Source organism: Sphingomonas sp. BAUL-RG-20F-R05-02 (assembly GCF_022662305.1).
Taxonomy (GTDB): domain Bacteria; phylum Pseudomonadota; class Alphaproteobacteria; order Sphingomonadales; family Sphingomonadaceae; genus Sphingomonas.
Genome location: NZ_JAKNQH010000017.1, coordinates 24533 through 39142, shown reverse-complemented (window position 1 = coordinate 39142; position 14610 = coordinate 24533). Strand labels below are relative to the sequence as shown.

The window sequence follows — 14610 nt, the reverse complement described above, 5'->3', positions numbered from 1 at the left end:
GAGCACAGGTTGATGGCGCGCATTCCTGAATCGACCTACGTCACGACCCAGCAGGCGGTGATCCACGCGCTCTTCGTCAAGCATCGTAGCATGTCCGTGGTGGGCCGCGCCCTCGGCATCACGATGATCAGGGTCCGTGAGGCTCTGGTCCAGCATGAGCGGAACGTGATGCGGGATGCCGGCATGAAGGTGCCTCCGCTGCGCGAGATGCTGAAGGGCGACGTGACGACGCGCTTCGGCGTGTCGCGCAAGGAGGCCGGCGGCAGGCCGGCGAAGTATAAGCAGCATGGTAGCTATTCTACGAAAATCGCGCCCACCGGATCCGATCGCGATGGTTCACCTATGATCTCCATACCGGCGTACGGCGTGAGCCGCCTCATCGTCACGTCGGTGGAGCCGGACGCGCGAGTGCACGGTGGCTTCTGGCGAAATCTTAAAGCCTACGCGTCCGCCTGCGGCGCGGGGCTGGCGGTAGCTCGGGTGGGCTGGGTATCGCCGAAGCGCCCCGTGCGTGGTGACCATGCGGATCATATCGCGAACGAACAGTTTGGCATTGATGGTCTGCTCGACGTCGCGCTGGACGAGCGCGTGCTCCCGCGCCTGACGCGCCCGCTCGAGACGGTACGGCACCGTTCGTCAGCTTGCTGGACCATCATCGTGCATCCGGCCGTGCAGTTCGAAACGCTGCCTCGTCTGCGGGTGGACGGTTACAAGGCCCAGCTGACGACCGGCGCCATGACTGTGCCATTGAACCGGACGACGCCGGGGCGCCGCGAACTCGGTGCAGTCATCATTGAGGTGACTGCCGGTGGGTTAGTATATTGCCGTCACATCCTTGCCGATGTCGATGGTGATGGATCATTCCATGACCTCGACGTCCATGTGTCCAACGGATCCGTTCAGCGGGGCTGCAGGGTCGAGGCGTTGACCTTCGGTGACATCCATCACGCCCACCTCGATCCTGCAGTGGCCGCGGCGACCTGGGGTTCGAGCGAAGAGAGGCCAATTCAAAGCGTCTCGCTGGTCGACCGGCTCCGCCCGAAGTACATGGTCTTCCACGACGTTTGCGACTTCGATGCGAGGAATCATCACGACCGCAAGGACCATCACCGTCGTTTCGCACAGATGGTTGCCGGCGGTGGTGATGTTCGTGCTGAATTAACCGCCACGGCGGATTTCCTCCGGAAGACCCGACGCGAATGGGCGCAAAGCATCGTGGTCGGCAGCAATCACGATGGTGCGCTCGAGCGCTGGCTCGCGGAGGCGGACTTCAGGGAGGATCCGGAGAACGCTATCATGTTTCTGGAGTGTTCGATGGAGCTTCACAAGCGGCTTGCCGCAGGCAGGTCTATCGACGGGTTCTTCGAGCAGACCTTGCGCACGATGTCCGCGGACGGCCTGGTTGGGGTGCGCTTCCTGCAGACAGGTGAAAGCCTGCGGATCGCTGGCATCGAGACGGGCATCCATGGCCACCTCGGCGCCGACGGCCGGCAGGGCGACGTTCGGTTCTTTGAGCGGCTCGCCATCAAGGCGACACTCGGGCATACGCATCGACCAACCAGCCGCGACGGCATCTATTGCAGCGGGGTATGCCAGTCGGAACTTCGATATGCGCGCGGTCCCGTGACCGCCTGGGGTGTCGGACATGTCGTGACCTATCCAAACGGTACGCGGCAGCACCTAATTTTCATCGGGAATGCGTTTCATGGTTGAGCCGGATGCCGGTCCTTCCAAAGCCAGATCCGCGCCAATACCGCATTTTCGACGAGCGGAACCAGCGGCCTGGCGATTTTCAGAAGGCGTTTAGCCGTCGATCTGCTCGATCTCAAACCGGGCAACGCTGGGCGAATGCAGATCGCGACCTCCTGGAGGTCGACCATGATGATTGGCGCGAGCGCCGGCGTGTTATGGATACCTTATCGCCCCCGCCGAAGCACTTCGGCCGTCAGCAAGGACAAGATCAGAGAGACCGCGTCGTCGCGCTTGTCCCCCCCTCGTCACTTCCGTTTCTTCGGCTTTCGGAACAGGCTGAGCCCGTCCGACGCGATGAAGAGTGCAGGCCGCGACCGCGAGATGATCGCCTCATCTTCATCCAGCCAGCGCAAGAGCCGGTGCGCAGTCGCGTACCCCGCGCCGAAAATCTCTCATGTTGCAGACGAAGTTAGGAGCCGTCTCATGGGGACCAAGCCGTCCAGAAGTGCGAAGCCGGTGACAATCTCGATCACCGCGTCGATTACGTACTCAAATTGACCCCGCGCTTCTACGTCAACCGGGGGGGGGGGAGATGCTTGAACATGCGAAACCGTGCAGTGCTGGGTGGATCCAAGCGCAGCAAGTCCGATTGACGGCCCCCCTTTCATTTAGCGCTTCGGCAGATGATATGGATTCCAGAACGGGTGCCGACGACCATCTGGCCCACGCGTTTCCTTGTCGGTCCGGATGGGGGGTAACTCTACTAGCCTCTGCTCCGTCTTGCGGTTGATGTATTTCGCGATGGCGGCGATCTCTGCGGCTCTTAGCGTGCTGTAACTGCCACGCGACACTCCATGGTTTTTGAGCTCGGCGATCAGCGGACCGTATACGCTCGCCGATTCCTCATCTGCCTTGGCAAGGTCGTCTTCGATGCTGCGCTCCTTCTCGGCGCGGTCGAGTTCGGTAAGCATCTGCTCGGTAAGCTCGAGCGTTATGATGTGCCCCAACGCTTCTGCAAGCGGCGCTCCAAGCTTTCGCAAAGCATTGTTTCGGTCGGTCGTGAGGCGTTCTCGTGTGGCGCTTGGGTAACTTTGTACACGGAACGCGTTAGCGAGCAGCCGTCGTGTCTGTTCGCCTTTACCCGTCTTGAACGCGCCGTCACTGGCGCGGATGCGCTTGAGTGCGTCGTCGATTGATTGCCAGCGGCTATTATACCGCCGGGCGAGAAGCTTGAGGGCGTCAATCAGGTCGTCCATGGTGTTCTCCAAGTTGCCCGTACTTATAGGCGGGGCGGCAAGCCGCACCAAGGCGCCACTGTGGTCAACGACACAGTGGCGCCGCCCGAGGACACTGTCGTGTCCGATCAGAGGAGCGTCAGCGCCGACTCCCGCGCGCTTACGCGCGGACACCCGCCCGACCCGGGGCGGCGCAGCAAACGTGATGCTATGCACCACGTTTGCGGTATTGCGCCTAAATTCTCGTTGGCTGTCATGATCCCTGATTTGTACGTTCCGTCTGCGCGGTCCTTACATCGCCAAGGCGGATGTAAGGTTCTGGAGATAGGCCCGTACCGAAAGATTTTATTTGTAAGGAGATCGGCAGAACAACCTTACGTATCCCAGACGTAATGCTTGGTGCCTTGCGGCCGGACATTTCCGCCTGCGCAAGTATCGTCTCTTGTAGATCATGGGTCGTCATGTGTGTATCTGGTTAGCCGCTCGGGAAGTGTAGCGGCACGGTGGTCGTGATGCGCATTTCTCCCGATGCGGAGATATGCCGTGGACGACCTTACCGCATCGCTGGACCGCCTGACCGATGTCCTCGCGGACTGGATCTGCGAGGCCTTCGCGGCAGACGCCCGGCGCCACGGTGTGATGCGGGATCGCGCTCGCGAGTTTCGCGAGGGTGAACTCGTTCAAGCGGTCATTCGACCCGAACTGGCGGCGCTGCTCAAAGCCACTGGCGAAGGGGTGGAGCGCAAAACGGCAGAACGCTTTCGCATGTACCGGTCGCACCCCCGCCTCGGCCGTGAGCCGCTCATCGATGAGGGGGAGGCGGCTGACGCCACTATCAATACCGCAGTGCTGTTTGCACAAGGGAGCCCTTCGCCATCGGCATTCTCGCAGATCGAGCTGGCGTCGATCCGGGTACGCGCCATCACGGCTGCGGTGGGCCCAAAGTGCATTTACCCTTCAAAGGAGAAAGGGGGGACCGGACGAACTGGGCCCAGACTGCGGCGTCGCGAGATCACGGCTGCGGACGTGCCCGCCACGGTCGCGGAGGCGCTAGCCCTTGCAGCTGCAAGTGATAGGCCGGCCGAGAATGCGTCCGCGCGCCTCAGGCCGCTCGAAGCCAGCGCCTTGAACGTCGCCGGGCTGGTCAGCAAGCTGTTGGCACTCGCGGCGCTTCCGAACGGCGACCAGCACATCATCACGATCGCGGGACGGATCGTTCATGCGCGTAGTCTGCGCGGTGAGCCGCAGCAGCTACCGACGTATGATGCTGACCGCGGCGATGCAGCCGACGCAACCGCATCCGCCAGCGTGCTTCCGGCTCAAGTCGAGAATGTCGGGCCCGCAAACGTCTTGGCGCGGCCCGGCGGCGTCTCCCGTGCTGCGGCAGCCGAACAGACGCCGTCCAAAGCCTCCGTTGTGAACGAACCTGGTCCGTCCGGGGCACCCGAAAGATCTGTCAAATGGAGTGCGCTGTCCAAGGCCGCCAAGCCCGCCCCCAGAAGGCTCGCAGACGCGGTGGCGCAGCAGCACGATGCCGCTGAGGCAGGTCGGCGATGAGGCTCAGGGTTGCGCGCGCCGGCCGCCGCCGACCGGAACAACGAGACCGGCGTATCTAGTGGCCGCTGACGGCTCCTCGAATACACATTTTAAGATGGAAGATATGACATGAAGAACGAATTCAAGAACAGCACGGCATCGACCGGAACATTGATCTTGTTTGTAAAAGAAAAGGGTGGGGTTGGATCCACAAGTTCTTTGACTCGCAACTGGAGCGCGCGGACCAAAGCCGCCCCGCCAACCTACGGAAGGCTCGCAGACATGGTGGCGCAGCAGCACGATGCCGCTGAGGCAGGTCCGCAGTGAGGCTTCAGGGTTGCGCGCGGGGGCCGCCGCCGAACGAGACAACGAGACCGGCGCATCTATTGGCCGCTACTAGCCATTTGGAATGCAGAATATAGAATGAAAGACACGACATGAAGAACGAACTCAAGAACAGCACGGTATTGCCTAAAACATTGATTTTGTTTGAAAAGGAAAAGGGCGGCGTGGGCGCCACGGGCTCTCTGATCACACTGGCACACCATCATATCCTTGCGGGAACGCCCGTCTCGTTCATCGAGGCGAGCATCACGCAGCGCGATGTCTATAATGCCTATGGTAAGCACCACGAGGTCAAGCTTATCGATCTCACGTTGTCTGATGCCGGCGACATGCTGATAGATGCGGTCGTGAGTGCGCCAGAGGGCGCGGTCATCATGGCGAACATCCCGGGCGGCTCCCTCTCTGCACTTGACGAGGTGCATGCGGTGGTAGCCTATGCCAGCGAGCACATGCCCGAGCTTTTCAACACGAATATCATCTGGACGATGGGCCTCGACCATGCTTCAAAGACGACGCTGCTCGCCCTGCTCGAATGCGATCTGCCAGGCCCCGTCCACCTGAACCTGCCTCGGTGGCACGGGGAGGAGCAGGACTACTCTCTGGTAGATGAGGAGCTTGTCGACCGCATCTTTGCGAGCGGAGGCGACGTCTTCGTCACGCCCGCGATGCCAAAGCACCTCTACGACCTCTTTCGCGTGCACCAGATTGCCACGGATCGAATGGCGAGCCAGGCCAATTTCTCGTTCGGAAATCGTATGAAGCTCGGTATGTGGGAGAAGGCAGTTGCGGCCGCATTCGAGGGGCGTTTCTGATGGTGGACCCATCTGAAACCGAAAAGCTCTACGTTGCCATGTTCAGCAAGGAGCCGTCGGTGTTCACCCGCGAGACGCTCCATACTGTGCAGCGGGTCATGGGCTTGGCGCGTGATGACGAGCTAAGCCAGCTTCTCGTAGTTCACCTGCGGCTCATCGACGAGGTTGCGGGCATCTTGAACGGTCGCTCGGCGGCCGAGAAGACTGCCGCCGAGCGCGTGGAAGAGTTGGTTCCGAAGCTTAATAAAGCGGCCGGCCGAATCGAGGAGGTGGAGCGTCAGCTGACGAAAAGGGGCATTGATGGCAAAGGCCTGGAGGCGGCGCTCGGCGGCTACGCCAAGCGTGTGGATGCCTATGACAAGGTCTTTCCGATGATTAACCATCTTCGAGGAGCTTTCTACCGACGCCGGGGCCCTGCCGAGGAAAATGAGCGCATCATTGGAGCTCGTTGGGACTTCGGGCTGTGTGTGGCGGTCGCGCTGCTCTGTATGATGCTGGGTGCTGCTACGATGTTGGGCACCCACATCAGCGTGTCGGTGGCGCTGACGCGCCTTTCCTGAAAACGCAACGTCCGACTATGGCTGGACCGTCGCTGTCCTTTCGGGGTGATGCCGTCGGCGGAGAGGGGGATGGCATATTCTTTGCTGCTGATCGCTTCGCTGATGAAGGGATTTCTCCGGGCATGAAGCTCAAGTTGGCTTGGTACCGCCACCCGGACGAGGAGCTAATAATGGCGGAAGGCACACCGCGTACCTTTCGGCTGCTGGAGATTTGAGCGATCGGAGGTGTCGCGTTCGGTACCTACTCGGCCGAGTGTCAGTCGGCGGGCTCGTCCTTGCGCATACGGCGGTTTAGCGAAAAGCACTTCTGGCTGAACTAGAGCGCGAGCCGAGGCGTTTGTCGCGTGCCACTGTGTCACCGCCTGCGCGCTGCCGGCGTTCTTGCGTACCAGGCGTCTGCCCGGCGTTAGAAAGTAGCGACGGATACTCTTGCGTATGCGCAAGACGCGAGCCGATTGCCGGCGTGAAGCGATCCAAGCCACTCAGCAGGTAAGTCGAGTAGAGCTCGAGCGAAGACCGCCGCGGCTTCCCCGTAGGCGTAACCTCCGACGGCTTTCCCAATTCAGCGCCAGGCTGGATCAGAAGCTGGCTGATACTTCAGCCAGCTTCTGATCCATATATACTATATAGAAGGAATTCAGGCTGAAAGCTGAACTCCGACGCCGATCCATACTTCGGATGCAGGCAGCGGAGGCAAGCGAAGTGGATCTCGGTCACGATTGGAAAAGCGAACTCAGAAGATTGGTGGTTGAGGATGCCGCTGCTGGTGACGCCTCGCTCAACTCCACCGCTACGGACGATTCCGAAGATGAGGTGAACTCCAAACCCGGGAGTCTGAAGTGGAACTCCGAGCCGGAGGCCGACAAGTGGCTGGCGGACCGGCATCTTTCCACGGCGGACGCCACTGTTGCCTACCGTATCCAGGGCTGGCTCGCCGAGCGCGGCACATCGGTGTGGTTCGGTGCCGGCTCCACGGGAAAGACGCAGCTGATGCTTTGGATGGCCGCGATGATCGCGAGCCATCCACGGGACCGGCCGGAGCAGACCTGGCTGGGCGGAAGAGTGAATGGCACGGGACACGTCCTCATCCTGACCGCCGAGGACACCCGCGAGCAGATCATCGGGCGGCTTAGGGACGTGGTCACACACTCGTTGAACCAGGACGAGGCCGCACGCCTGCGGACGTGCGCGAGGCTTCACGTCATGCCGTTCCTCAGCATGCCCGAGGGCGAATTCGAGCATCCCAATCCGAGTCTGCTCGAGCAGGCCCGTGACAAGCCCTGGGGGCCGAGCGAGGTGCTCCTGGAGATCCGACGCTACATAGCCGAATGGAACCGGCTGCATCCGGCTGTAGAGGACAGGATCGTGGGCGTCGTCATGGACTCCGCGACGAGCATGGCGGGCTTCGACAGCCTGGACGCGCAGGCGACGACCAACTTCTTCTTCTATCTCGGCCGCCTCTGCGAGCGGCTTCGGATCTTCTGGGCCGTGATAGGCCATACTCCGAAGACGACGTCCGTTCCGAGGACGAACGCCCGAGCGACTGCCGCGTCGCGGCTTCGAGGCGTGGCGATGTGGACGACCGCTCCGAGGCTCACGGTTGAGGTTCGACTGATCCAGGAGTGGCGGGAGCGCGGCAGGGTCCATCTGGAGGCTCCCGGTCTGCGCGCCTGGCTCGGCGGCCGCGTCGACCGGGAGGATCTGCTGGTCGTCTACGTGGCGAAGGCGAACCTCAAGGGAGCTAGCAGGGACGAGCGCTATCTCGTCCGCCTGCCGCGCGGCGCCTTCGCAGATGTGACCGGGCAACCGGACGATGTGCTCGACAGCGGAGTCCTGGACTTCCGGCCAAATCGCGCCGGCGATGACGTCTCGTCCGATCAGAGTCCGGCCGGAACCGACCCGACAGCCCGATCCGGGCGCGGTCCTGCGCCGCACCGGGCCGCTCGCGCGTCGCGAACCGGACGTCCAAAGCTCGTTCCGGAAGGGCTGGCCCCGGGCACGGACCTCGTTCGGGAGCTCGTGACCGAGACGTACGCCGGTTCCGGTCCGGGGCGCCGGGTGTCGGCGAACCAGCTCACGAGAGTTGTAGCCGGGCTTCGCGCGACCGATGGCCGAGCCTCGCTCGTCACCTCCGCTTCCGGAGGCGGAAAGCTGCCGGCTCGGCCCGGAGCGATCAACTGGCATCTGGACAGGTTGGCGGCTGCCGGACTTCTGGAGAAGTCCGGTCGTTACTACCGCACGGCACCGGCGGCCACCATTGGCGAGGTGACCGGCCGGACGCCACGGTCAAGGACGCCGGACGCGAACTGATCGGCCCGCCGTACCGACGTGCCGATCAGTCGTATCGCGGCTCAGGCCGCGATCGGCAGGAGGGACGGAAGCGGAAGCTCGGCGCAGCGGCTCCGCTGCTCGATCTCGAGGTCGAGCAGTCGACCGTACGCCCGCTTCATGCCCGACATCGCGGCATAGAGGCTGCGGGCCGGCGCCCGCTTCCGGTGCCGGATCGTCAGGTCGTCACCGAACACGAATGCTCCGAGTTCGCAGTTCGCCGGCACGAGGCGCGCCCGATCGTCGTCGCGACCCATCCAGAGCATGCAGCTCTCGATTATGTAGGTCCGGCCGTCGGTGTGCGCGATCAGGGTGATCTGCGGCACAGTCGGCTCGTGGGTGGGGGAGAATAGCAGGATCGGCACCCCGCTCCGTCTGATGCGCTCGCCCCACCGCAGGAGTGTCAGCACGTTCGCTGCCGATCCGGCTACGATGAGTTCGACGTTGTCTATGAAGGCCTCAAGGAGCCCGGGCCGACCGCTTAGCGTCTGCGCGATCGCCGCCATGTAGCCGGCCACGCGCCGCTGCTGCTGTTCGATGGTCTCGTCCATTGCGTTTCCTTTCCGACCGCGACCGTCGCGGTCTTTTCCGCTCCCCCATTAGGAGCTACTTCGATCTTCAGAGTGCTGCTCGGGTTTCGTGGGAACCGCGTAACCGGGAGAACGGGTTGCAGGTCGCGGGAGCCGGATCGCTCGGCGGCAGCCCGTCCCGGATCATCACGCGGCATCGGCCGTCGTGAGGATCGTCACGGTCTGACCGAGCTCGCTTTCGCGCAGGTCGCGTGAAGTGCGTTCGAGACGCTCCTTTGCACGTGACATGCCTCGGCCGAGGAGCGCTGCCGGTCGGCCCGGTCGCCGTTCGAGGCCGTTCGGCCCGATGCCGACGTGAAAGTCCTCACGGGCGTCGAACGGCACGAGCAGGATGGGTCCGTCGTCGTCCGACCAGAGCACGCTGTTGCGCATCTCCAGACGTTCACCCTCGTGCATGAACGCCAGGTTCGCCCGGCGGGGTGTCGAGTTCGCATCACGTCCGTACCGCAGGACAATTGCGCCGAGGCCCTCCTCCAGCGCTGCCTCGAAGGTGCACTTCTCGAGCGTCTCGTCGCCGTTCCGGTTGGCGATGAACACCGTCCGTGAGAAACGGCCCACTGCAGCGTCGGCCATGTCGCCTTCGACAAGACGCCGGGCGGCCTGCAGGATACGGGCTCCGGTCGTCGTCCGAATCGAATCATTCATCTGTATTCTCCTTGCCGTTAGGCTCTGCCGAAGGCTTTTCCCCTCGGCCTGCCGAGCCAAACTGACCTTTTCCGAGGAGTATCTGGTGCGACCGGGTCGTCATCCGCACGCTGACTGCGCGCGAGGACCATGAGCACGTCCACGCATGGGCCGGCCTGATCCGCTACCGGGACGCTTTGCTGAAGGCGGGCTTCGGCCGGGGCTCGACCACGCCCTGGGACGCGTCGTTGAAGGCGATGGGCCAGCTCGCTTCGATGGTGGCGTGGTGCGCATCGTCGCGGGTACATTGCGTCAGCGCTACGCTGCTACCTCCGGCGCGCCTGACGTCAAACCGGTCGCAGATCGACGGAGCCGTCCTCGACCGTGAAGTGGAAGCTCGGCATCGCGAGGAGGAGGTTCAGACAGGAATGGTCCTGGTCGTCCACCCCATCGGTGACGTCCTCCACCACGATCTCCGGACTGAAGGGCGGGTGGGGGAAGACGCTCGACGCAGGCCTGCCGATCGCCGCTATCTTGCTGGCTTCGGGAAGCGTGGCGTTCCAGATCGTGAAGCGGTTGCCCGTCCAGTCGAACTTCGGGTTCAGCGGGTCGCCGCCCGAGCTTATGTGGCCGTCTTGCCAGATCAGCGCCGTTTCGTCTGGAAGCCAGGCGCGGCAGCGGCCGCGAAGCGTCGCCATGAAGGGCGCGAGTTCGACCTGCTGCCGGATCGCGTTCAAGGCTAGCGCGTCTATCGTGCCGTGCGACCCGATCCGGTCTAGCGTCTGCTTCGCCGCCCATCTCCGTTCGACGTCGGCGGCGACGTCGTCGAATTGCCGCTCCAGCTCGTCCACGCTCCCCGCATGCAGGCTAGAGATAGTGGGGGTCAGGTTGTCGGCGAGCGTCTCCAGCAGAATCCTGCAGTGGGTCGACGCGGGGCCGGTCCACGCACCGAACTCGCTGATGCGCCCATCGAGCAGCCTGATCGGCAATCCGTATTCGCCGGCGCCGGAGACGAGCGCCGACGCCCTGTCGCGGATAAGTTCGAGATGCGTCCTGTTCGCCGTCAGGTTGTCACGGATCGCGCCGACGTAGCTGCACGCCTGCGCGGCGTATTAATCCGCGGGGTCTCCGGTCGACAGCTCGAACTCGACCGGCTCAAGCTGTGTCTCCATGAAAAGGGCCTGGTTCGATTTCAAAGATGAAGTCGATCTCGGCTCCTTCCATGTCGTCGTCGACGACGCGAACGGCAAGTCGGCTGAGCCTTGGATACTCGCCTGCGCGCATCTCCTCGAGTCGCTCCATGATCCTGGCCGCCGCGATCAGGATGTTCGGTGTAAGCCCCGAAGTATCTATCGGAAGGTGCGATAGAGGCATGTTGGTCACTCCTTTGTGTCGCTTCGGCTTCCGGAGAGGGCCGCCGTTGCCGTTCGCCGCGCGTGCGCGACGGTTTCACCAGAAAATGCCGCTCCGGCTCGTATCGTTCAGTGCCGACGAGCAAGTGTTCTGGCGTTCAACGACAGGGCATTGCGATCCGGGCCGGGCTTCGGCGGGGAGCGCCGCGTTCCCTCCGGCAAGTGCCGCAGCCGGCCGATCCGAGCCGCCGCGGCACCTGGATCATCAGCGTTTCCGGATCGGTTCATCCCAGATCCGTCCGCTGGACAGGTGGATGAGGCGCTCGCCGACCTGCAGCCTCAGACGCAATCCCCTGGTCAGGCTCTCCGCCCGTTCCACCTTGCACGGGCAGGCGAATGGCAGTTCCGCTATTCTCTCGACGGTTCGTCCCGGCAACGTGTCGATCACGGTCTCGGGAAGGGAATGGCCCAGGATCTCGAGTTCCGTGCGGCACCAGTCCAGCGAGCCGGCCATGGAGATCTCGGCCTTGATCGTGCCGTCTCGCCAGTAGAGGGTGACGAACATCGGCGCGCCACCTGTCGGAACTTCGAAGGTCGTCTCGTACTCCGTGGCGAGCTTCGCGAACACTGCGGCGGCCCCGCCGGGGGCCACGGTGGCAACCGCGGCGGCCATGTCGTCGATGCGTCCGTCTGCCCCTAGCGAGCGCAGTTTGGCAAGATCCTCGGGCCGGCGGGTGACGCCGAATGGCCCGAAGTAGAACTCCGAGGTGATGTGATCGCGGCACGGCAGAAAATCGAGAACTGGACCGGTGCGCATTGCCTCGTCGACCGCGAGGTATTGGACGTACATGTCGATATTCTCGTCTTCGCGCTGATAGCTGAGATCGACCGCGACGAGTTGTATCTCGGCATCATGTTCGACCGCGACGGCATCGACGAGATCGCGGACCTCCTTTGCGCGAATGGCGATCGCCTTGCGCCGCTTCCAAAACGTTCGCATGTCGGCGACAACGGACTCGGCGAACTCGATGATCTGCGCCGATGACGCCGCAGCGAAGCGCGGCGCTTCCGTGCCGTTCGCCCATAGTTGCAGAACAACGCCACCGGCCTCTTGGCACGGGGGGAACTGCAGGAGATGGCGAGCTTCACTGTCGACGATGAAGACCGGCTGCGGGAAGCCGAGACGCCGGCATGCGAGCTTGCGGGTCGCGCGTTTGATCTCCGCGAGAAGCAGGTCGAAGTTGGGACCATGAGCGTCGCGACGCATCGTTTCCGCCGGATGCAGTCCGGGCCTGCCTGCGTCCAGCGCCCATGCCTCGCCCCCGAACCGCACCTCCCCGATGGCATGGGACTTGACGATGGTGCCGAGGGGAAGGGTGAACTCGAAGTGCTTCACCTCGAACACGACCTGCAGCTGGGCGGCGAGCTTGTCGATTTCCTCCTCTCTAAGCGCGTTCAGAACCTCCGCACCGTCCAAGCGACCGCTGATGCGGAGGTCTAGGTCGAGTGCAGACGAGAGCGCGTCGGCGACGGACGTGCCGTTACCCATAACGAAATGGCGGTAGCACGCTGGAATGCGTGTCGTTTCAAACTGGCTTTGACTTTCCCGGAACATTCAATTTTCCCCTGTAGGATTTGGACCGCAGATCACGATGCCTGACAGGAGCTAACAAGCTGTAGATCTTGCCACCTTCCTCCGACGAGATCGACGATGGCGCCGAGTTTTTCTGAGGGTGCCAACTGACCAATGGGTTGGCGTGGACGAGGCTGCTGACGCAGCGTGAGGAGATTGCTCCGAGCTGGATACGGTCGCACGATTGAGACGGTCGAGCGTTATTGAAGCCGCGACCGGCACAGCAGGTGCGCTTACGCGCTCTGACGATGTTGAGGTCTTACCGGCTTCGAACCGGTTCATGCGACCCCGCTTGCTTTTTGGTGACGTGGCGATGGGGGGCGGTTTGATCTGGGTGAGACGGAGCTTTTGGCCACTCGCCTCGGGCGCCAAGAGCATTCTGCTGCACTTTCGCGAGGTCGCAACTGTACTGGTGAAGCTCATGGGGGTCCAAGCGGATCCGCCCCGCGCCAGCGCTCCGGGCTAATTGCAAGCGGACTTGCGCCTCGGGCGAACCGCGACGGGCCCTTCGCGTACTACCACGTCTCGGCCGATCACCCGACCGCGACCGGAAGCACCAGCGCGGATGCGATCCGCTGCAGGCCGGCACGTCGTCGCACGCCCGTCTTCTCGTACACCGCGTTGAGATGAGTCTTCACCGTGCTCGACTGCACTTCGAGCGCGGCAGCGGTCTCGGCAAGGCTCTCGCCGCCTGCGATGCGCTGGAACACCCGCGATTCCGCCGGGGTCAAGCCGAACAGCGCGGCGACGAGTTCGGTGGGGGGCACGAACGGGGTCGCGGTGTCGGAAACGAACACGGCCACGGACGCGTGTGAGGGGGAGGCGGAACACGTCCTGAGCGGTAGGACGTATAGGACGCTCGCCTCGCTGTTCCGGTAGACCGGAATGCCCAAGCCCCGTCGGCCGAGCGCCCCGGCATCCGTCGAGGCCTGCGCCACCGCCACCTGCAGCGCCCGGCTCGCCGGCTGGCCGGTGGCGCCGAGCTTTCCCTGGTGGTTATGGATGGGGTCGCCGCGGGTAAGCATCGTCCTTGCCGCGGCGTTGGCGAAGAGGATACGCATCCGCTCGTCCACCAGGGTGATCGCGACGCTCAGTGTGTCTATGGTGGCTTCGAGGGTGGCCCGTGCGAGGGCTGCGGCCTCCAATAGCCGATTGATGGTCGCGGCGCGCTGGAGGTGCGGGATCAGCAGGCGCGCGATGGCCAGCTCGCGCGCTTCGAACGGCCCGGCGTCTCGCCTGCGACCGAACGCCAGCGACCCGATCGCCGCGGCGTCGCGCGCCAGCCCGATCGCGAGAACGTCGTGCAGGTTCTGCGGGAGGGCCCATTCGATCGTGTATCGGTTCACGGTACGCTCTGGGTCGATGGCGGCGGGATTAATCCGCGACAGAATGTGCGGCTCGTCCATGGGCAGCGTCATCATCCGCTCGACGCCGCCCCACTGCTCCATCACATCCGCCGCGTAGCCGGCCATGCGCTTCTCGTAGTGCTTCGGAATGTTTGTGTTCAGGTGAAGGATGAAGGCGCCGTCCGGCATCGTCTGCAGCGCGAGGGCGGCGTTGGCGCAGTTCAGTTCGATGCGAATGGCCTCCATCGCCACCGGCCAGCATGCCGTGTCGAGGGCGGCGTCGTAGATCAGTCCGATCAGCAACGACAGACGGTCCGGATCGATATGCGAGGTCACGCGACGTCCTTCGCCAAGTTTCGGGAAGTCGAGATTATCGCGATTGAAGAATTCGGCAAGTGTCTCCCCCAAAAGGAGGAGGCCGGTCGCGAAGATCCGCGATAGTCGTGAGGTCTGCCGAACAGCCGCATGGCGGTTGCGGTGCACGTCAGGGGGTGTCCAGCATGAGAGCCGGCTCGCTACTTCACGTCATCTGGATGAATATCATCCAGATATTGCAC

The 14610-nt window shown here is 63.2% G+C and carries 14 protein-coding genes; 7 read left to right on the top strand and 7 right to left on the bottom strand.

Translation table 11 applies throughout. The features are described 5' to 3' along the window. The first annotated feature begins 9 nt into the window (after positions 1-9). Positions 10-1713 carry a hypothetical protein gene (locus tag L8F97_RS19555; protein WP_242154032.1) on the top strand — a complete coding sequence of 568 codons (1704 nt, stop codon included), beginning with the start codon at positions 10-12 and terminating at the stop codon, positions 1711-1713. Positions 1714-2360: 647 nt separating this feature from the next. On the opposite strand, the gene L8F97_RS19550 is transcribed toward L8F97_RS19555, so the two are convergent. Continuing rightward, on the bottom strand, positions 2361-2948 hold the full coding sequence (locus L8F97_RS19550; RefSeq protein WP_242154031.1) for a hypothetical protein: 588 nt from the start codon (positions 2946-2948) through the stop codon (positions 2361-2363). A 522-nt stretch (positions 2949-3470) separates the two neighbouring features. Here L8F97_RS19550 and L8F97_RS19545 point away from each other — a divergent pair. The 6 genes from L8F97_RS19545 to L8F97_RS19520 all read left to right on the top strand — a co-directional run bounded on the left by L8F97_RS19545 (position 3471) and on the right by L8F97_RS19520 (position 8490). Next, the gene (locus L8F97_RS19545) at positions 3471-4484 is read left to right on the top strand and encodes a hypothetical protein (protein WP_242154030.1); all 1014 of its coding nucleotides are present in this window, start codon (positions 3471-3473) and stop codon (positions 4482-4484) included. Between the two features lie 108 nt (positions 4485-4592). Beyond that, a complete protein-coding gene (locus L8F97_RS19540; RefSeq protein ID WP_242154029.1) occupies positions 4593-4790 on the top strand; it encodes a hypothetical protein in 198 nt (65 codons plus the stop codon). Between the two features lie 110 nt (positions 4791-4900). Next, positions 4901-5620: a hypothetical protein gene (locus L8F97_RS19535; RefSeq protein ID WP_242154028.1), complete on the top strand. Its 720-nt coding sequence runs from the start codon at positions 4901-4903 to the stop codon at positions 5618-5620. After that, the gene (locus L8F97_RS19530; protein WP_242154027.1) at positions 5620-6180 is read left to right on the top strand and encodes a hypothetical protein; all 561 of its coding nucleotides are present in this window, start codon (positions 5620-5622) and stop codon (positions 6178-6180) included. Before L8F97_RS19535 ends, L8F97_RS19530 begins: the two co-directional genes overlap by 1 nt. Before the next feature lie 17 nt (positions 6181-6197). Beyond that, positions 6198-6395 carry a hypothetical protein gene (locus tag L8F97_RS19525; RefSeq protein ID WP_242154025.1) on the top strand — a complete coding sequence of 66 codons (198 nt, stop codon included), beginning with the start codon at positions 6198-6200 and terminating at the stop codon, positions 6393-6395. A gap of 463 nt (positions 6396-6858) precedes the next feature. Further along, on the top strand, positions 6859-8490 hold the full coding sequence (locus tag L8F97_RS19520) for an AAA family ATPase (RefSeq protein ID WP_242154023.1): 1632 nt from the start codon (positions 6859-6861) through the stop codon (positions 8488-8490). 41 nt (positions 8491-8531) lie between these two features. On the opposite strand, the gene L8F97_RS19515 is transcribed toward L8F97_RS19520, so the two are convergent. The 6 genes from L8F97_RS19515 to L8F97_RS22895 all read right to left on the bottom strand — a co-directional run bounded on the left by L8F97_RS19515 (position 8532) and on the right by L8F97_RS22895 (position 14536). Then, positions 8532-9059: a hypothetical protein gene (locus tag L8F97_RS19515; protein ID WP_242154022.1), complete on the bottom strand. Its 528-nt coding sequence runs from the start codon at positions 9057-9059 to the stop codon at positions 8532-8534. Between the two features lie 165 nt (positions 9060-9224). Next, on the bottom strand, positions 9225-9743 hold the full coding sequence (locus tag L8F97_RS19510) for a hypothetical protein (RefSeq protein WP_242154020.1): 519 nt from the start codon (positions 9741-9743) through the stop codon (positions 9225-9227). A gap of 326 nt (positions 9744-10069) precedes the next feature. Beyond that, a complete protein-coding gene (locus L8F97_RS19505) occupies positions 10070-10711 on the bottom strand; it encodes a hypothetical protein (protein ID WP_242154018.1) in 642 nt (213 codons plus the stop codon). A 166-nt stretch (positions 10712-10877) separates the two neighbouring features. Next, positions 10878-11096, bottom strand: coding sequence for a hypothetical protein (locus L8F97_RS19500; RefSeq protein WP_242154016.1), 219 nt, complete (start codon positions 11094-11096; stop codon positions 10878-10880). Between the two features lie 243 nt (positions 11097-11339). Further along, positions 11340-12689: a hypothetical protein gene (locus L8F97_RS19495; protein ID WP_242154014.1), complete on the bottom strand. Its 1350-nt coding sequence runs from the start codon at positions 12687-12689 to the stop codon at positions 11340-11342. Positions 12690-13240: 551 nt separating this feature from the next. Beyond that, on the bottom strand, positions 13241-14536 hold the full coding sequence (locus L8F97_RS22895; RefSeq protein WP_242154012.1) for a helix-turn-helix transcriptional regulator: 1296 nt from the start codon (positions 14534-14536) through the stop codon (positions 13241-13243). Between the last annotated feature and the right edge of the window lie 74 nt (positions 14537-14610).